At 48.1% G+C, this 20,481-nt stretch carries 12 protein-coding genes; 2 read left to right on the top strand and 10 right to left on the bottom strand.

Annotated elements, in window-relative coordinates; genetic code table 11:
* Positions 1-3 precede the first annotated feature (3 nt).
* The 6 genes from E5355_RS10280 to E5355_RS10255 all read right to left on the bottom strand — a co-directional run bounded on the left by E5355_RS10280 (position 4) and on the right by E5355_RS10255 (position 12,187).
* The gene (locus tag E5355_RS10280) at positions 4-3,114 is read right to left on the bottom strand and encodes a SusC/RagA family TonB-linked outer membrane protein (RefSeq protein ID WP_136010291.1); all 3,111 of its coding nucleotides are present in this window, start codon (positions 3,112-3,114) and stop codon (positions 4-6) included.
* A 254-nt stretch (positions 3,115-3,368) separates the two neighbouring features.
* Positions 3,369-5,093, bottom strand: coding sequence for a glycosyl hydrolase family 18 protein (locus E5355_RS10275; protein WP_136010290.1), 1,725 nt, complete (start codon positions 5,091-5,093; stop codon positions 3,369-3,371).
* Positions 5,094-5,108: 15 nt separating this feature from the next.
* Entirely contained in the window at positions 5,109-6,374 is a 1,266-nt protein-coding gene (locus tag E5355_RS10270) for an MFS transporter (protein ID WP_136010289.1), read from the bottom strand.
* 54 nt (positions 6,375-6,428) lie between these two features.
* Positions 6,429-7,160 (bottom strand): 6-phosphogluconolactonase, encoded by a 732-nt coding sequence (locus tag E5355_RS10265; protein ID WP_136010288.1) that lies wholly within the window; start codon positions 7,158-7,160, stop codon positions 6,429-6,431.
* Positions 7,161-7,182: 22 nt separating this feature from the next.
* On the bottom strand, positions 7,183-8,124 hold the full coding sequence (locus E5355_RS10260) for an ROK family protein (protein WP_136010287.1): 942 nt from the start codon (positions 8,122-8,124) through the stop codon (positions 7,183-7,185).
* Positions 8,125-8,254: 130 nt separating this feature from the next.
* Positions 8,255-12,187, bottom strand: coding sequence for a hybrid sensor histidine kinase/response regulator transcription factor (locus E5355_RS10255; protein WP_136010286.1), 3,933 nt, complete (start codon positions 12,185-12,187; stop codon positions 8,255-8,257).
* 125 nt (positions 12,188-12,312) lie between these two features.
* Between E5355_RS10255 and E5355_RS10250 the strand changes: the two genes are divergently transcribed.
* Positions 12,313-15,282, top strand: a complete 2,970-nt coding sequence (locus E5355_RS10250; protein ID WP_136010285.1) for a PEP/pyruvate-binding domain-containing protein — start codon at positions 12,313-12,315, stop codon at positions 15,280-15,282.
* Positions 15,283-15,291: 9 nt separating this feature from the next.
* Here E5355_RS10250 and E5355_RS10245 read toward each other — a convergent pair whose 3' ends face one another.
* Positions 15,292-16,359 (bottom strand): metallophosphoesterase, encoded by a 1,068-nt coding sequence (locus tag E5355_RS10245; RefSeq protein ID WP_168354319.1) that lies wholly within the window; start codon positions 16,357-16,359, stop codon positions 15,292-15,294.
* Positions 16,360-16,429: 70 nt separating this feature from the next.
* Here E5355_RS10245 and menA point away from each other — a divergent pair, with 70 nt between their 5' ends.
* Complete coding sequence (gene menA / locus E5355_RS10240; RefSeq protein WP_136010283.1) at positions 16,430-17,341, top strand: 1,4-dihydroxy-2-naphthoate octaprenyltransferase; 912 nt, start codon at positions 16,430-16,432, stop codon at positions 17,339-17,341.
* Positions 17,342-17,387: 46 nt separating this feature from the next.
* Here the strand turns inward: menA and rfbB are convergent, their stop codons facing one another.
* The 3 genes from rfbB to E5355_RS10225 all read right to left on the bottom strand — a co-directional run bounded on the left by rfbB (position 17,388) and on the right by E5355_RS10225 (position 20,425).
* On the bottom strand, positions 17,388-18,530 hold the full coding sequence (gene rfbB / locus E5355_RS10235) for a dTDP-glucose 4,6-dehydratase (protein ID WP_136010282.1): 1,143 nt from the start codon (positions 18,528-18,530) through the stop codon (positions 17,388-17,390).
* A 97-nt stretch (positions 18,531-18,627) separates the two neighbouring features.
* Positions 18,628-19,500, bottom strand: a complete 873-nt coding sequence (gene rfbA / locus E5355_RS10230; protein ID WP_136010281.1) for a glucose-1-phosphate thymidylyltransferase RfbA — start codon at positions 19,498-19,500, stop codon at positions 18,628-18,630.
* 430 nt (positions 19,501-19,930) lie between these two features.
* Complete coding sequence (locus tag E5355_RS10225; protein WP_136010280.1) at positions 19,931-20,425, bottom strand: metallophosphoesterase family protein; 495 nt, start codon at positions 20,423-20,425, stop codon at positions 19,931-19,933.
* Between the last annotated feature and the right edge of the window lie 56 nt (positions 20,426-20,481).

Here is a 20,481-nt window from a genome sequence, read left to right as displayed (position 1 = left end):
TAATCAAAATGTAATATTCGCACCGATAGTATAAGTACGTGCTTGCGGATATGTTCCCCCGTCAAATCCATCACGTGTTCCCACTTCAGGATCATAACCGCTGTAGTTGGTAATTGTAAACAGATTTTCGCCCTGCACAAAGAAACGCAGCCCCTTGATGCCGACACGCTGCAACATCTGTCCGGGCAGACTGTAACCTATCTGCAACACTTTCAAACGCATATACGATCCATCTTCTACAAAGAAGTTTGAAACCTGATAGTTATTGTTGTCACCATCTATGATACGTGGTACCCAATTGGAAGTTCCTTCACCGTGCCAACGGTTCAACCAGGATTTGTCGTAGTTACCAAAAGTCACATTGGAACGTCTGTACAGTTTATAAATATCGTTTCCGATACTTCCTTGAAAGAATGCACTGAAATCCAGCCCCTTCCAATCGGCAGAGAGCGTAAATCCATATGTCCAGTCGGGATTCGGCTTACCTATCATAGTACGGTCATCGCCATTAAGACCATTTTTACCGTCCAAATCTTTAAAACGGATATCTCCGGGCTTGGCATTCGGTTGTATCAACTGAGTCTTTCCGTTAGAATCTACGTAAGTATAGCTGTCTATCTCCTGCTGATTCTGGAAAATGCCATCATGCAAGTAACCGTAGAAGAAGCCGTACGGACGCCCGTTCTCTCTCCAACTGACCTGACCGCCCATACCACCACCGATATTATTGAGACCGACGCGGTCGGGGCCTTGGTCTGTTACGGTATTCTTCACATAAGAAGCATTTCCATTGATACCCAGATTCACTTCACCCACCTTAAAGCGATAGGACGCTTCGAACTCGATACCTTCGTTCTTCACTGTACCCGAATTGACCGTCATACTGCCATAACTGGTATAAAGAGGAATTGGCATGGAAAGCAGCATGTCCTTCGTCTTCTTCACGAAATAGTCGGCAGAGAATGTCAATGCACTGTTGAAGAAACGCAAGTCAATACCCAAGTCTGTCTGTTCGGAAGTCTCCCATTTCAAGTCTGCATTGGCATAGCCACTGGGCAGCATACCCGTATATACTTTTCCATTTATGACTGCATTCTTACCCTGACTCATCATACTTGTATAGGCAAAGGAGCCAATACGTTCGTTACCATTCTGTCCCCAACTCAGACGTATCTTGGCAAAATCCAACCAGGAAGGTCTGTTCTCCATGAACTTCTCCCGAGTCAACACCCAACCCAAAGAAACCGAAGGGAATGTAGCATACTGGTGTTCGCGACTGAAATTTGACGAACCGTCCCGTCTTACTACCGCTTCGAACAAATACTTTTCATCATAATTATAGTTGATACGTCCGAATACGGATGCAATGCGGTGGTCTTCCGCCCCACCCCATACTTTAGACTGTTCTTCGGGCGCTGTGGCCGTGTCTATATATCCCTTGTCTATATCTACCACCAGCAGATTATAATCTTCCGCTTCCAAATTAGAGTAATGATAAGAAGACATACTTGTACCGAACAGTGCACCTATATTATGACGGCCGAAAGACTTTGTATAGGACAGTACATTTTCCCACTGCCAATAGGAAGACTCCCTTTTCTTATCCTCTACCTTGGAAGTGGCATTCTTACTGGTAGCATTCAGTTCGTAGACCGGAGTTACATTCTTAATGGAATTGAACACCCATTCCGCACCATAGGTAGTCTTGAACTTCAAGCCCGGTAACAAGTCGACATCAAGGTTAAAGTTCGCACCGAAATTCTGAGGCATAGTCCTCTGGTTATGACTGACCTGCATGGCTGCCAGCGGATTGGTTATTTCACGCATCTCGATGATATTGTATGCCAGGCCGTTGGGAGCAATGACATGATTTGGATAAGTTACGGCATATTGCTCCAGTATAGCAGGGTCGGTCTGATAAACCGGTTCGGTAGGAGGCAACATATTCATGGAAGTAATCAAGCCTGCTGCTTCACTGTTGCCAATAGTATTACCTGTCTGGATTGACTTGGAATAGCTTGCAATTGCACCAAAACTAATCTTATTCAACCAATTTCGTGATTTCGTGTCCAGTAATACATTATTGTAATTCAAGCGTACATTGTAGCGTTCATAATCAGCATGTCCTTTAGCATAAATACCTTCTTGCTTTACATAACCGAAAGAAGCATAATAGGTAGAGTTGTCCGTACCGCCACTCAACGAAACCTTGTGGTTCATAATAGGAGCATTCTTGTTCTGCAGTTCCTTTTGCCAGTCGGTATTGACGCAGGAAACAGTCGGGAAATAAGGGTCCTTACCTGCGTTGGCAGCCATTTCATTCATCAACATCTGATAATCCGCACTGCCCAACAAATCCACCTTCTTGGAAGGATTCTGAATACCGTAGGCAAATTCATAGTTCAAAGTAGCTTTCCCTTTAGTACCCTTCTTCGTAGTAATCAGTACAACACCGTTAGCACCACGGGCTCCGTAAATAGCAGCGGAAGCCGCATCTTTCAATACTTCAATAGACTCAATATCAGAAGGATTCAAATGGTTGATACCACTTTCAGACGGCATGCCGTCTACTATATAAAGCGGATCAGAGTTGTTGACCGTACCAGTACCCCGAATACGAATCTTTGATTCCGCACCAGGCTGACCTGAATTAGAGATAATCTGTACACCAGAAACTTTACCTTTCAAGGCATTCTGAATATTTGTAGGATTACCTTTATCCAACTCTTCACTGGTAACACGGCTCACAGCAGACGAAAGTACACTCTTCTTTTGTACACCATAGCCTACTACCACTACCTCGTCCAACAACTCAGAAGAATCAGTAAAACGAACTTTCAGATTTGTATCTGCAGCAGTCAATTTATACTCAATAGGCTCATAACCGATAAAAGTGAAGACCAACACATCACCCACAGAAGCTTTCAGACCGAAATTCCCATCAATATCCGTCACAGTACCCACAACCGGATTACTTTTCATACTAACATTAGCACCTGGAACCGTTTCTCCGGAAGGGTCATAAACGATACCCTGCACATTAATTTGTTGTGCGAAGAGCTGCAAAGTACAACTGAAAATGCAAAGCAGCAAAAGGACTCTTTTTCTTTTCATGATAATAGTATTAGTTTATAAAATAGAAAGTTATTCATATTGTATTGATACAAATTCCAATACTTCAATAAGCGAAATTACGTACTAAATAAGAGATAGAAGTTGAATATTTCTCATAAGAAGTTCATTTACTAACACATCCATAAAAAACGTTTTATTTTAAACTTAAAGTGATAAAGTTTAAACCCATAAAAAAACGGATACGTTTCTGTAACGTACCCGTTTTCTTCCAAATCCATTGATTATAAAAAGTATTACCTTTCTAAAGTCCAGTTAATGGCATTTCTGAACATGGTCGTAAACCCTTCCGTTTCGTACAACTTACTACTATGCCCTATCTGGAAATAAACATTGCGTGCCTTTTTGCTTTCATTGACCCAAACCACCGGATGATCGCCCATCTTGATGTCCGATGCAGGCGTGTAGCTCGATTCGTCTACATTGGCCAGTACATGTACATTGGGGCGTGGGCTCTTGTCATAAGTATACCACTCGTCATCGGGCACCACGAAAGAGGCCGGAACATCCTTCATTACCGGATGCTGTTTATCTTCCACAATCAGCGTACCGTCGGCCAGCGGGGCTATGTAGTTCTTGAAACGTACACCACCCATGAAATCAGAGAACCATTGCCACATGGGATAACCGTCAAACTCGCCCAGCAAAGTAGCATGATGGAAACCGATCCAGCCGCCACGGCCTTCTTCTATATACTTGACGAATGCATCTTCCGCTTCCTTCGGCCAAGTATAAGGCGGGAAATCCAATTGAATAACCAAGCTGAACTGCGACAAGTAAGCCTCCGTTATGTTCCTGGCATTGTTTATCTCGGTAATACTGAAATTCCCCTTTGCACCTTCGGCCGCCAACCACTTCAAGCCGGCATCCGTAAATCCTCCGTGCTGTCCACCACGTTCCGTCAACACCAGTACCTTCGCCTTGTGCGGCTTGCCCAATAGGTTTTCTGCTACCGTACGGCGCAAATCACCCTGCTCATTGTCTCCGCTATAATCCCAATACATGCCTCCCAGCAAATCTTTATCCAGAATATACTGACACTTGATGGCAAGTGAACGGGGATTCTCAAAACCAAATACCAACGTATCATTCTTATCGGCCAGATAAGGCACTTGAGCCACCTCATCCCACTTTTCAGTATATTGGGTATCCGTATTCCCTACCTTATTATAATCTTGGAAGCTGGGATAACCGTCACCTCCACGACCATAGAAAGGCATCCCCATCACCAGTTTGGAAGGTGGTATGCCTGCTTTCAAATGTGCGGTAACGGCACCATCCGAAGTAATGTCACCGCTATGTCCCGACGAATAAAGCGCCGAATGGTGCTTGGGAGCGGAAGCCATGTCATAAGCCATGATATTCACAAAATCGACGGAAGACAAGATAGCCTTGAAGTCAATGTAACGGGCAGAAGCTACGGTGGCAAGCGTCAGCTCCTTTTCATTGCCGATGGCAGCTCTGATATCCTGCATCAGAAGTGTAAAATTCTCCGTATCGTCCGGTGACGAGGATATATTTGCCATAGAGCTGGTGGGATATTCCCAATCGATGTCAATGCCATCCAAAGCGAACTCCTTCACCACACGGTCACAGTCCGTGGCAAAAGCACGGCGATATTCATCATTGGCAGCCATCTCGCTGAAACGTCCACTTCCCCAGCCACCGATGGAAAGCAGTACTTTAAGCTTCGGTTTCTGTTTCTTCAAATCGACAATCTGTTTCAAACGTTCTTCATTATCAATCTTGACACCATTAAAACTTTCGTTTACATGGCCGAACGCATAGTTGATATGCGTCATATACTGTGGGTCAGGCATCACCTCACTCCACGAAGTGACATAAGCAACCACAACCTTTGAATCGCGGGAAGCCGCAACGACCTCTTCTCCCGACTTAACGCTACCGCATGAAACCAATACGCCCAAAGCGGCAGCCATCATCATTCTAATTTTTTTCATAAGTACTATCTTTAATTACAAATTATCGCAGGTCTGACGGACTCGTGAACCTATCAATGCATAATACAGCATAAACGCTTCTCCAAAGAGGACAATGAACCATGACCATCTCCAGCCTCCAAGAACATCGGCAAGCACTCCCTGCAACAAGGGCAATATGGCACCGCCTACCACTCCAATCATGAACACACCCGAAGCCACCGAAGTGTATTTTCCCAAATGGGCAACGGACAAGGTAAAGATAGCTCCCCACATGATGGAATGGAACAGACCTACTGCCGTGAGCAGCCACGGATTATTCAGCAAAATGGCCAGTAAGGCGAGTACTCCTGCCGATACCGTAGTAACCGTCAACTGCACGCGGGGAGAAATCCTGCTCAGGCTGCTCCCCACCAGGCGGCCCACAAGCATACCACCCCAATAGAGCGTAGCCATCAGTGCCGGAGAAGCATAGTCCATCTCGATGGCATACAGATTGATATTGGCCCCAATACAGACTTCCACTCCTACATAAAAGAAGATAGCCACCACGCCCAATGTCAGATGACGGAAGGACCATACACTTTTTTCCAGCTTTTCTCCCTTCTCTACCCTGGTTCCTTGGATATCGGGCAAAGACAATTTCATCAACAACAATACAATCAAAGAAATAACAGCCATCAATGCCAGGAACGGAACCATCAGCTGGTCAATCTGAATGTCCTCCATAGACAGACCGCCAAACACGACACCGGTCACGAAATAAGGAGCAAGCGTAGTTCCCACAGAATTGGCAGAACCGCCTATAGCCAAACGCTGAATGGACTGGGTACCCTTGACATGGCAAGCCGTCAGATAAGGATTTATAACCACTTGCAGAATGGTGGCCGAAGCCCCTACCACGAAAGAACCCAGTAAGAAAATCAAGAACCCTCCGGGGATAACATTATTTCCTGCATGCCAATTCGCTTCCGGAAAGTGTACTGTGAAATAGGAAGAGGCAAAGAACAAGCCAAGCCCCACAATCATCACCAGCAATCCACGCATCAATGTCCCTTTATACCCATATTTGCTAATCCACGACGAGCCTACCCCTCCACAAACCGGATAAGCAAGGAACCAAGAGAAAGTAATCAAAGTGGCAAAAGTATTTTTCAACCCGCCCACTTCCGAAAGAAAAGTTTCTTTCAAAGGACCCTGAAACTGAGTATTGGCAGTCGTAAGGAAACCTACAATAAAGAACAGGAATACCATCGTGATGAATGGCCCCATATAGCTTATCTGTTTTTCTTGTTGTGTCATAGTATTTTAATTATTCATTAAAACAATTAGTTATCAACCACCTTGCAAGGCGGCTTAGCAGCCGAGCATACTTGCCGCCGCTTCATCCAGCAGAAACTCACAGTTGGGATGAAGCTGAAGGATGGAAGCAGGAACATCTGTTGTCACAGGCCCTTCAAGCATCCGCTTGACAATATCCGCTTTATTAGTCCCTTTGGCAACCAGTACAATCCGGCGTGCCCGCATAATGTTCTTTATTCCCAAAGTAGCCCCTCCCAACTCTTTATCGGGAGGAGTGCCCGTTTCTCTACGGATGCGTTCTTCCAGTTCCACATTCATCCGGGTCACCCATGCTTCACCGCCAAAGGGAGATTCCGGCTGGTTGAACCCCAAATGTCCGTTCTCACCCAACCCCAAAATCAGCAAATCAATACCGCCACGGTTCGCAATTTCTTGCTGGAAATCCCTGCATGACTGTCCAAAATCATCGGAAATGGTAGGCAGCATCAAGAAATTCTCTTCCTTGATGCCCAATGTATCCATCAGTTCCGTTTTCAGCATCGTGTAGCATGCTCCGGCATACTCGCGCGGCACATTCGTTACCTCATCCAATCCGAAGAAAGTAACGGTATCCACCTTAAACGGATATTTAGTATAGATTCCTCCCACCAACCGATGAAGATTGCCGGTAGTACGTCCCGTAGAAAGTCCTATCACGCTCTCCGGTTTATTCAATATCTGGCCGATGATGCGCCATGCAGCCGTGCAGTCAAACTCCTTTTCATTCTTTGTTATTGTTATTTTCATATTCTTAATCGTTAATTCTTAATCACATATTCATCGCCACCGCTCCGGCTCCCAGAAGCCCGATAAATCCGGGATTCAGTTTCGTAATGACAACCCCGTTGCTGACAAAACGCATGGTCGTAGGATGAAGTTTTTCCAGAATCTTCTCGTGCATATATCCGTCGGCCACAATGCCTCCACCTAACACCACCGTGTCCGGGTCAATCACACGTACCAGATTCATGATAAGATTGGCAAGCGCCTCAGCTGCATTCTCCACCAGCACCGTACAGAGAGGGTCACCTTTCTGACAGAGTGCAAACACCTCACTCACAATCACCCGTTCCCCTTTTTCTGCCGGAATATGCAGGCCGGTCTCATACTGGTTGCGGAGCAGACGGGCACAATTGTCAAAACCTATGCCGGCAGCAATCGCCTCCACACAGTCCATCCGCCCACACCCGCATTTGATGCCTATGTTCACACCTACACGCACGTGTCCCACTTCGCCGGCATTGAAATGGCTACCACGGATTTGTCTCCCATTTATCACCGTACCCACAGCAATGCCTGTACCTACATTTACGTATATAAAGTTTTTGGAAATTTGTCCGAATCCCCAGACACGTTCGGCTCTTGTAGCGCTCTTCACATCATTGTCTATATGGCAAGGCATGCCATATATATCCGACAGTTCCTTTGCCAACTCAATCCGCTGTGTCCTGCTCGGGTCAATCTGCAGCCAGACACCTTCGTTGGAATCTACACGCCCTATCAGACCAACCCCCATCGCTACAGGCTTCTGGTCATACCAGCCCACGGTACGGATATAATCATCGAGCGACGACTTGATGATTTCCAGCGCAGCCTGCTGATTAAAGTAACCGGAGTCATATTTCTTATACCTCAAAATGTTACCACGGCTATCCATTTCGCCAATCAGCAACTTCGTGCCTCCTAAATCAAGACCTAAATACGTTTCCATTTTTTATATGCGTTTTTTAATATTGTTTACTGTCCACAATATTACGCACTATCAGGGAGACAAGGGTTTATTCTCTGACAAAAAAGGTTTAATACTTGTCAGCAGTGGTTCAAAAGCAGTCTTCATAGCTCTAAATTTTGCTGGGACTGGTACCAAACTGCTTTTTGAAGCATGTACTGAAATATTTCGGGTCAGAAAATCCGACCATATTCGCCACTTCCCCTATCGAATATTTCCGGGAAACCAGCAGCTCTTTTGCCTTGTTCAAACGGACAATGCGGATGAAGTCATTCGGTCCCTGCCCAGTCAGCGTCTTTATCTTATTATAGACAGAAGTGCGGCTCATGCCCAGCATCCGGCAGAAGTCATTGATGGAGAACTCCGAATCGGACAACTCCTCCTCAATCACTTTCATAACCTTGTCCAGAAACTCCTTGTCCAACTGGCTGGTATAGTCTGTCTCTTCGGGCTGCGCATCCATCGCCAACACGGTTTCGCGCAAATGCTGCCTATTCTGAAGAATATTCCTGATACGCACTTTCAGCACAGACAAGTCGAAAGGCTTGATGATGTAGTCATTGGCACCGGCCTCCAGTCCGAAGATGATATTTTCCCTCTCACTCAGTGCGGTCAGTAATATAATAGGTATATGGCTTGTATCTACCGATGATTTCAGAATCCGGCACAATTCATCACCTTCCAGTACCGGCATCACAATGTCCGAGATAATGATATCAGGATTGATTTCCCTTGCCGTCTCCAATGCCTTTCCGCCGTCGGGCACGGCAACTACCTTATATTCGGAAGACAAGCTATCCACCAGATACTCCCTCATATCCACATCGTCCTCCGCCAGAAGAAGGACATTCTTCCCGGAACGTTCTGTTTCTTCATGCACAGCCCCGGTAGCGGCCTGAGGTTCTTCCTGGCCGTCAGCCTTCGCTTCCACCGCCACGCTCGCCTTTATCCTCTGCGGGAAAGTTATCGTAAACGTAGTTCCCTGCCCTTCCACGCTACTGAAAGAGATGGTGCCGTGATGCTGTTTCACAATGCGGCGCGTAATCATCAGACCGATACCCGAACCGGTTTCCTCAAAGTTCATGGCATTCTGGGCTCTATAATATTCGTGGAAGATATTGCCCTGCTCCTCTTTCGGAATGCCGATACCCGTATCCTTCACTTCAATAGTCCACTTCTTTCTTGCAGTCTTCACCAGTATGTGAATGACTCCCTTCTCTGTATACTTCAAGGCATTGGAGAGCAGATTGTCTATGATATGATCCATCTTCTCCCGGTCAATCCAGACCTTGGGCATATCCGGCTCCACCTCCAACTCTATCCCGACGCTCTTCTGCATGGCGGCTAAGTGAAACTCCGCCATTTTTTCCTCCAGATAAGCCTTAATGTCGTATGGAGAAACCTTCAGACACTCCTCGGCATGCAGTTCCGTTTTCTGCAACTCAAGCAGTTGAGTAATCATTCCCATCAGTTTTTCCACATTCTTCATTGCCACCGCAACGGTTTTCTTACCCTGCTCCGGAAGTCCCTCCTGCGCTTCGAGCTCGCTCAGCGGAGCCTTTATTAAAGTAACCGGTGTACGGATATCATGGGCTATACTGATAAAGGAACGTATCTTGTCCCTTATACGCCCCTCGTTCACCTTATGCCTTCTATACTGCACAAACATGCAGACAAAGACAGACAACAAGATGAAATAGATGAGCAGCGCCCACCACGAAACCCAGTAAGGGTTATGAATGACAATGTCCAGACTTCTTTCTCCCACCTGCTGCCCGGTGTACTTATCAAATGCCCGCAAGCGGAATACATACTTACCGGACGAGAGATTCATATAGCTCACGTTCCGCACTGAATTGGAGTGTTCCCACTCTTCATTGTGATTTTCGAGCCTATACTCATATCTGATACGATGCGGGACTGCAAAGTTGATGGCAGAGAAGGAAATTGAGAAGGAGTTTTGATTATACTTCAAATCTATTTTCCGGGTATCATTGATATTCGTTTGCAAAAGAGAGCCTTTCATTCCCGCTTTGACCGATTCGTAAAGCAGTTTAAAGTCTGTCAGAATCAGCTCAACAGACACATGGCGCCCTAAGTCCAAAGACGGGAGAAAGGAAAGAACCCCTTCTGCAGTACCGAAAGCAAGACATCCATTCTTCAACTTAAGGGCAGCATTCGGGTTGTAATATCCCCAGCTGACATCCAAAAAATCATTGGCACTGATGATAATATCCCGGGAACAATCCAAGCAATATAATTCTTTCTCCGTACTGAACCAGATACGCCCTTCGTTATCCTCCAGCAGACTGTTGATGGAATTGGAGATAAGATTGTCATCTACGGTATAGGCATGCGCCTCTTTCCCATCCGGCCCAACACGTATAAGACCTTCCCCGTCTGTTGCCAGCCAGATATCGCCGGATGAGGACTGCATCAGGCAACGGATAGGATAATGCAGAGAGATGTCTCCAAACGTCTGATACCACTGCGTGCTTCCCGACGTCTTGTCAAAGACAGCCAACCCGCTGCAACCGGCAATCAGCAATGAACCATCCTTACCCGGCTTTATGTCACCAATGCAATCAATCGGGTAATATGTATAATTATCCGTCCGTATATCGTAACGGGTAAACTCTCCTTCAATACCACCGAACCAGATATAATCCCCTTCCGCATAAATGGCATAAACATAGTCGGTGGCTATCCCCTTCTTCGGATGTACATTTCTTTTCTCTTTCTTCTGTACCCGTCCGGTCTGTTTATGAATACAATAGACACCGATACCATAGCCTCCTACCCAGATATTTCCTTCGGAGTCTTCGGCAAGCGCCAATACCACTTTGCCACTATGTTCCATATCGTCCAGATAGTGAGTCCATTTGCGTGACCGGAATTGATAGAGGCTGACGCCATTGTTTGTACCATACCAATAATCTCCCTCCGAGTCCTGAAATATCACATTTACATGGTCCGACTTCAGGGAATTACCATTATTGCGTTCATGCCTGATTCTACAGACATCCGGCATCTCCGAATCCAGATAGCTGATACCATTCGTAGAAGTGCCAATCCACACAACTCCGGATTCATCCACGCAAATATCGGATACAGTATTACCACTCAAACTTTTGTCATCATCCCCATTATTCATGTAATGGTTCAAAAGTTCTCCCGTCGCAACATCCATGCAGAAAACGCCCGCACCGTCGGCTCCCACCAACAGCAAATTATCCTTTGTCTTTGCAAACGAACGGATAGGTACATGAGGAATCCGGTCATTCAACGAATGTATCCTCCCGTCGGGACCGTCAAGTACAAATACACCGTTTGAAAAGGTACCGATGAACAGCTTTGCTCCAAAGACGTGGAGCGATTCCACATGTATCTCCGTATACAGGTCAACCGGCCTCGTCTCAAAAGACGAAGAACCTGCCGCTCCTGCCTTCGTCAGCCGGAAGACACCCTTGTCGGTGCCTGCAAAAAACACTTCATCTTCCATTTGGACCATGCAACGGACAGATTGCCCTTTCAATCCGGCAAAAGACAGCCCTGCACTTTCTTCCCAAGAATAAAGCCCCTTCGACATACACAACCACAAACGGTTTTCGTCATCAAACAGAATATTATACAATACCGGAGAAGACAGGTAACCGGCCAAGTCCACACGCAATTGGAAAGAGTCCGTCAGTTTGTTGTATGCATAGATTTTTCCATTCTTCAATGCAACCCAGACAATACCCTCCTTATCACACATCATGGTAGTGGAAGACTGGATATTGTCCCTGGAATCAACCATTCCGTCCAGCTTGTAATGCTTGATTTCATTCCCGTCATAACGGTCTATCCCGACATGAGTATACACCCAGACAAATCCGGCTGAATCCTTGTCTATCTGGAATACTTGCCGGCTGCCCAATCCCTCCTTGATACCCAAGGTGCGGAATGAACCGGCAAACAAGTCAGCGGACAAAAAAACGAACACCCATAACAGCAGAAATGTACATGCAACGGATTTATATAGAAACGGATATGGAGCAAACATAGATTATATATTGTTTTTCGGATGCAATATTACGCATAAACATAAAAAAAACGGTCGAAAAACTATCCGAATAGGTTCGATTTCTATTACTTTTGCCTTCCGAAACCAATAAATCATGAGAAGCCATGCTCAGTAAGTTCAAATTAAACCAGCTCTATTTCAAGGACACACAGTTTGCCAACCTCATGACACGGCGCATTTTCAACGTCCTTCTGATAGCCAATCCTTATGACGCCTTCATGCTGGAAGACGATGGCCGCATCGACGAAAAGATATTCAATGAATACACTTCGCTCTCCTTGCGCTACCCTCCCCGTTTCACACAGGTTTCCACTTGCGAAGAAGCACTGACACAACTGGCCTCCATCTCTTTCGACCTCATCATCTGCATGCCGGGTACGGGAGACAATGACAGCTTCGATGTGGCGCGATACATCAAAAGCCTTTATGAGCAAATTCCGATGGTGATACTTACCCCTTTCAGCCACGGCATCACCAAGCGCATTGCCAATGAAGACCTCAGCCCTTTTGAGTATGTATTCTGCTGGCTGGGAAACACTGACTTGCTGGTTTCAATCATCAAGCTGATAGAGGACAAGATGAACCTGGAGCACGACGTCAACGAAGTGGGCGTGCAGCTCATCCTACTGGTGGAAGACGGCATCCGCTTCTACTCCTCCATCCTGCCCAATCTGTATAAATTCGTATTGAAGCAGAGCCAGGAATTCTCTACCGAAGCACTGAATGCTCACCAGCGCACGCTGCGCATGAGGGGACGCCCCAAGATAGTCCTGGCACGTACGTATGAAGAAGCCTTCGGCATTTACGAGAAATACAAGAACAATATATTAGGTGTCATCACTGACGTACGCTTCCCCCGCATGGAACGGGGCGAAAAGGACGGACTGGCCGGTATCAAGCTCTGCGCCGCCATCCGCAAGGAAGACCCATTTGTACCCCTTATCATACAGTCCAGTGAATCGGACAACGTGGCATATGCAGCCAAATACGATGCAGCCTTCATCGACAAGAATTCCAAAAAGATGGACGTCGACCTGCGTCGTATCGTATCGGACAATTTCGGTTTCGGGGACTTTATTTTCCGCAACCCGGACACGTTGGAAGAGATTGCCCGCGTAAAAAATCTCAAAGAGCTTCAAAACATTCTTTTTGCCGTTCCGGCAGAATCGTTCCTTTACCACATCAGCCGCAACCACATTAGCCGCTGGCTCTACTCGCGTGCCATGTTCCCCGTGGCAGAGTTCCTGCGGCCCATCACCTGGAATAGCCTGCAAGACGTGGACGCCCACCGCAGAATCATCTTCGAGGCTATCGTAAAATACCGCAAGATGAAAAACCAGGGAGTGGTGGCAGTCTTCAAACGCGACCGCTTCGACCGCTATTCCAACTTTGCCCGCATCGGTGACGGTTCGCTGGGCGGCAAGGGACGCGGACTTGCTTTTATCGACAATCTGGTGAAACACCACCCCGAGTTCGAAGAGTTTGAGAATGCCCGTGTCGCCATCCCCAAGACCATTGTGCTCTGTACTGATGTGTTCGACGAGTTTATGGATACCAACAACCTGTATCAGATAGCCTTGTCAGATGTCAATGATGACGTCATCCTGCGTTACTTCCTCAAAGCCAAGCTGCCCGACCGCCTGGTGGAAGATTTCTTCACCTTCTTTGATGTAGTGAAGTCCCCCATCGCTGTCCGTTCGTCTTCGCTACTGGAAGACTCGCACTACCAACCCTTCGCCGGTATCTACAATACCTATATGATTCCCTATCTGGACGACAAGTACGAGATGCTGCGCATGCTGAGCGATGCCATCAAAGGAGTATATGCTTCGGTCTACTTCCGCGACTCGAAGGCATATATGCAGGCAACAAGCAATGTCATCGACCAGGAAAAGATGGCTGTTATCCTGCAAGAGGTGGTAGGCAACCAGTATGGCGACCGCTACTACCCCAGCATGTCCGGCGTGGCACGTTCGCTCAACTACTACCCCATCGGCGACGAGAAGGCAGAAGAAGGTATCGTCAATTTGGCACTCGGCTTGGGCAAATATATTGTGGATGGCGGCATGACGCTTCGCTTCTCGCCCTATCACCCCAGCAAGGTGCTGCAAACCAGCGAAATGGAAATTGCCCTCAAAGAGACCCAAACCCGCTTCTACGCCCTCGACCTGCGCAATGCCGGTCACAACTTCTCCATCGACGACGGCTTCAACCTGCTGAAACTGCACGTCAAGGAAGCGGAAAAAGATGGAGCGCTGAACTACATTGCCTCCACCTACGACCCCTACGACCAGATTATCCGCGATGGCCTTTATCCCGGCGGCCGCAAGGTCATCACTTTTGCCAATATCCTGCAACACGACGTATTCCCCCTGCCACGCATCCTGCAACTGGCTTTAAAACACGGAGAGCAGGAGATGCGCCGTCCAGTAGAGATAGAGTTTGCCGCCACCATGAGCCGCGAGAAGGACAAGACCGGTACCTTCTACCTGCTGCAAATCCGCCCGATAGTCGACACCAAGGAGATGCTGGATGAAGATCTTACCACCATTCCCGACAACCGGGTGCTGCTCCGTTCCAACAACTCATTGGGACATGGCATCATGAACGAGATACATGACATCATCTACGTGAAGACAGACGACTATAGCGCCTCCCACAACCAAGAGATTGCCTGGGAAATAGAGAAACTGAACCAGCAGTTCCTGGACGAAAGCCGCAACTATGTCCTCGTAGGTCCCGGACGTTGGGGCAGCAGTGACACGTGGCTCGGTATTCCCGTGAAGTGGCCACATATCAGCGCTGCCCGCGTGATAGTAGAAGCCGGACTGACCAACTACCGGGTAGACCCCAGCCAGGGAACCCACTTCTTCCAGAACCTGACCTCCTTCGGAGTGGGATACTTTACCATCAACGCCTTTATGAACGACGGCATATACAATCAGGAATTCCTGAATGCACAGCCTGCCGTACACGAGACGAAATACCTGCGGCATGTACATTTCTGCCAGCCGATGGTAGTAAAGATGGATGGCAAGAAGAAACTGGGAGTGGTGCTGATGCCTGAAGAATAAATAAATAAATCAATCCGTCAGTCGGTGCAATACAATCATCACCACCTCTGCAGGAGCAAACATGCGGATGGCCTTCTGCGAAGTGCCGATACCGTTGGTGATAATCATCGGGATGTGCTTTGAGTTGTACTTCAGCCCGGAGAGGAACCGCTGCCCATAGTGTGAGGGAACTATCGGCGCGTAGAGTCCGAACAATGTCACTTGTCCTCCATGTGTATGTCCGGCCAGAATGAGGTCTGAGTTTGTCACCGGAACGTCCTCGGCATAGTCCGGTGTATGCGTCAGCAGGATTACGAAATCGTCGGGCGAAAGGCCGAGTGTGGGCGATGTGCCGTTCTTGCCCAAGTCGAAAGGATTGCGCACGCCCGCCACAAGAATCCGCTCACCACCACGCCGCAGGGTGTCCACCTTATGCTCCAGCAGATGCATGCCATAATGCCTCATTTCGCGCACGATGTCGTCATAGCAAGCCTCGTAGTCATTGTTGCCAAGCACGGCATAGGTGCCCAACGGCGTCTTCACTTGCGCCAGGGCAGCCATGACGGGCGGCACGTACTGGCAGCCTTCGTGAAAGTCACCGCCAATCAGCAGCACGTCGGCCTTCTGGTCTATGAGCAGGCGGACCAGGTCCTTCAATCCCTCCTCCTTCAGCAGGCTTTTGTAGTGCAGGTCGGAGACAAAAGCGACGCGGAAGCCCTCGAAGGCGGCAGGCACGTCCCGATGCGTGAAGTCGTACGTCTTAATGCGGCTGACGCCCTTATAGGCCGAACCTACGTGGATAGTTGTCGATGTGATTCTTGTGCCTCGCCGTACAATTGCCTTTTGTGCCGGTGACGTTTTCTTTATCTGCCGTTTCTTTGCCTTGCCCTTCGTCGGCTGGCGGCAGACATTACGCAAATCAGACTGGTCAAAGGTGAACATCGGCGAAAGGCGGGCAGGCAACCCGATAGTATCGCCAAGCAGTGTGCTGTCTGCATACACGGCTGGCCGTGGCAGCGACACGGTAATCATCCGCTTGGAACGGCAGGAAGACAAGAGTAGCAGAGAAAGAATGGATATATAGACTAAGTTCTTCATCATAAGTGGGTGCAAATATAGGGATTTTCAGTATTTTTGCCGGCAGATGCCGAACTAAATTGGAACTACGATGAACGAGATTAAACAGAACTCACCCTACGCATGGTTTCTCGCCGCCCGCCCCAAGACGTTGACGGGAGCCATCATCCCGGTATTGCTGGGCAGTGCCCTTGCCTTCAGCGACGGACAGTTCAAGACCGCCCCTGCCCTGCTGTGTGCCCTCTTTGCCTGCGGTATGCAGATTGCCGCCAACTTTATCAACGACCTCTTCGACTTTCTGAAAGGGACCGACCGCCGGGAAGACCGCCTGGGTCCGCAGCGCGCCTGCGCCGAAGGCTGGATTACACCGGCGACCATGAAAATCGGTATCGTCATCGCACTGACACTGTCTTGTCTGGCAGGGCTGGCAGTGTTGTCCACCGTCTGGGGGCAGCTGCCCCACGGAGGCTGGGAACTGGTGGTGCTGGGCGTGGTATGCATACTGTTTGCTTTCCTCTATACCACGCTGCTCTCCTATCGGGGATGGGGCGACGTGCTGGTACTGGTGTTCTTCGGCCTCGTGCCCGTATGCGGCACCTACTACGTGCAGGCCTATACGCTGAATATGGATGTGCTGGTGCTGTCGCTCGTCAGTGGCCTCGCCATAGACACCTTGCTGATGGTAAACAACTATCGCGACCGCGAGCAGGATGCCGTGAGCGGCAAGTGTACGCTGGTGGTGCGCTACGGCAAAAAGTTCGGTGAAAATATGTATCTGGCATTGGGCATCGCCGCCATGCTACTCTGCTTCCGGTTTGTCTATACAGGTAAGCTGACTCCGCTGGAATTTATCTGGGCTCCCTGCGTCTATCTATACATGCACGCACTGACGTGGCGCAAGATGGTGAACATAGGTAGCGGTAAAAAGCTGAACAGCATACTGGGCGAGACGTCGCGCAATATGCTGTTCCTAGGATTGCTGCTAGCTGTGGCGCTGAATTGAGAGGTTAGGGGTTAAGGATTAGCGGTTAGACCCTAATCCCTAAACCTTAACCCTTACCTCCATACATCTGTTCGTAATACTTCTGATAGTCACCGCTGGTCACTTCTTCCACCCACGGCTGGTTGTTCAGATACCATTCGATAGTTTTCACGATACCGACCTCGAACTTCGTCTCCGGATACCAGCCCAGGGCATTGGTAATCTTTGTGGGGTCTATGGCATAACGTTGGTCGTGGCCCAAACGGTCTTTGACGAAGGTGATAAGGCCTTCGTTTATCCAGCTGGTATCAATCGTACCGTCGGCTGCTTTTACTTGCTTCTTCAATACTTCGCGGTAACGGGGAGTCTCTTCCATCAAGCGGCGGACAGTGGCAATGGTGAGCTTTACAATTTCAAGATTGGTCTTTTCGTTGTGACCGCCTACGTTGTACACCTCGCCTTCCACACCCTCGCGGACAACGAGGTCGATGGCTTTACAGTGGTCTTCTACGTAGAGCCAGTCACGCACGTTACTGCCGTCGCCATAGACAGGGAGGTTCTTGCCTTCGAGGATATTCTTGATGATGAGCGGAATCAATTTTTCCGGGAAGTGGTAAGGACCATAGTTATTAGAGCAACGGGTAATGGTAACGGGCATCTTATAGGTGTCGTGATAGGCCATCACTACCATATCGGCACTCGTCTTGCTGGCGCTGTAGGGGCTGTGCGGACAAAGCGGAGTTTGCTCCGTGAAGTAACCTTCGGCACCAAGCGAACCGTAAACTTCGTCGGTAGATACCTGATGGTAACGGACGCCTTTACGCCAAGTAGGATAACCGGAATCGTCCTTACCCGTGACCCAGGCACGGCGGGCGGCGTCAAGCAGGTTCTGTGTACCCAGAATGTTGGTCATCAGGAAAAGTTGGGGATTCTCTATGCTACGGTCTACGTGGCTTTCGGCAGCAAAGTTCACCACGTAATCGAATTTATATTTAGCAAACAGTTCATCGGCAAGCACACGGTCGCAAATGTCGCCTTTTACAAAGAAGCAACGTTCGTCGTCAATGTCGTTGGCAATGGTACCCAGATTGCCTGCATATGTCAGGGCATCCAGTATCACCACTTCAATATCATTATGTTTTGCCAGGATGTATTTAATATAATTGGCACCGATAAATCCGGCAGCACCGGTTACGAGATAGGTTTTCATGAAAATGATTAGCGATTAATGATTAATGAAATAACTAAAGTAAATAATAGTACCAGAATAAGGGGCGACAGAAACATATAGGCACATCCTCATTCCGTCAGCGTTTCGACTCGGCCAACTCCATCAGATATTTGCCATACTCGGTCTTGCCAAGCTGTTCGCCCAGACGATACAACTGGTCTACATCTATCCAGCCCTTGCGCCAAGCAATCTCTTCGATACAGCTGACACGGAAACCTTGGCGGTTCTGGATGGTAGCCACAAAATTACTGGCTTCCAGCAAGCTGTCGCAGTTGCCTGTATCAAGCCAGGCAAAACCACGGCCGAAGAGTTCCACTTTCAGCGTACCTTCATTCAGATAGAGACGGTTGAGGTCGGTAATTTCGTATTCGCCGCGGGCGGAGGGCTTCAAGGAAGCGGCTTTCTCTGTCACGGTGGAATCGTAGAAGTAAAGACCGGGGACGGCGTAGTTACTTTTAGGTTCTGCGGGTTTCTCTTCCAGCGAAATGGCTTTGCCGTTGGCATCAAACTCCACAACACCGTAGGCACGGGGGTCCTTGACGTAATAACCGAAGATGCAGGCCCCTTTGTCGATGGAAGCGGCACGCTTCAGCATGGCCGAGAAGCCTTGACCGTAGAACATGTTGTCGCCCAAGATGAGGCATCCCGGTCCGCCGTCCAAGAACTCTGCACCCAGCACAAAGGCTTGTGCCAGTCCATTGGGATTCTCTTGTATCTTATAGGAAAAGGACATGCCGAGTTCTTCGCCGGTTCCCAGCAGCTCGCGGAACATGGACAAGTCACGTGGAGTAGAGATGATAAGCACTTCGCGAATTCCCGCCAACATCAATGTAGAGAGCGGATAGTATATCATCGGTTTGTCATAGACAGGCATTATCTGCTTGGAGATAGCCTTGGACAACGGATAGAGACGAGTGGCACTGCCACCTGCAAGAATAATTCCTTTCATATTTCAGTTCTTTTTCGGTGATACTTCAAAATGGAGAATAAAATAAGAAGGAGGACGATGCCCCACGGCTCTACTTGCTATTCGGGCACAAAGATAATGGAAAAATTCGATTAAGTGAAGGCTTGGTTTCATCTTTTTGCTTCGTTGCTTTGCTTACTCCGGTACATTGTTTTGCTTATTTCAAAAAGATACGCCATTCACCCCAGCAGACAACGGACATTACTTCAGTGCGCAACAGCCATCACCCCTTGATGAAACGGTCTTTACCTTAGCACGTAACGGCATTTACCCTATAGTGTAACGAGATTTACCCTATAGTGTAACGAGATTTACCCTACAGTGTAACGAGATTTACATTAGAATGTAACGGCTTTTACACTGTAGAGTAAACAATCCGTAAATACAGTCTGCTGATAATAAACAAGCTACGTCATCGGTCAGCAAGTTCTATCACCTCCAAATCCTTGAACGTTCCCCCATCAACCGCAAAGCGTACCATCGTACGTACCTTATGGAAACCTTGAATGCCCGCAGCACCCGGATTGATGTGCAGCACGTCCAACGTCTTGTCATACTTCACCTTCAGTATATGTGAGTGCCCGCTGATGAACAATTTGGGTGGACGCACCAGAATGCTGCCTTTGATGGAAGGGTCGTAGTTGCCGGGATAACCGCCGATATGTTTCATCAGCACTTCTGCCCCATCTACCGTGAAACGGAGAATCTGCGGATAGAGCTGCCGTATCTCCTGCCCGTCAATATTGCCATACACGGCACGGAAGGGACGGAAAGCCGCCAGCTTCTGTGCCACTTCCAGCGAACCGATGTCACCGACGTGCCAGATTTCGTCACAAGACTCGAAATATTGCAGGTACTTTTCATCCCAGTAACCATGCGTATCTGATAACAAACCAACTTTTGTCATTTTTCCTTTGTTTATTAGGACAAAGGTAATTATATTTGGGGAGAATACAATGTGAT

Source organism: Bacteroides muris (ex Afrizal et al. 2022) (assembly GCF_004793475.1).
GTDB lineage: Bacteria > Bacteroidota > Bacteroidia > Bacteroidales > Bacteroidaceae > Bacteroides > Bacteroides muris.
Note: the sequence above shows the minus strand (reverse complement) of the source record. Positions and strands in the feature narration are given on the sequence as shown.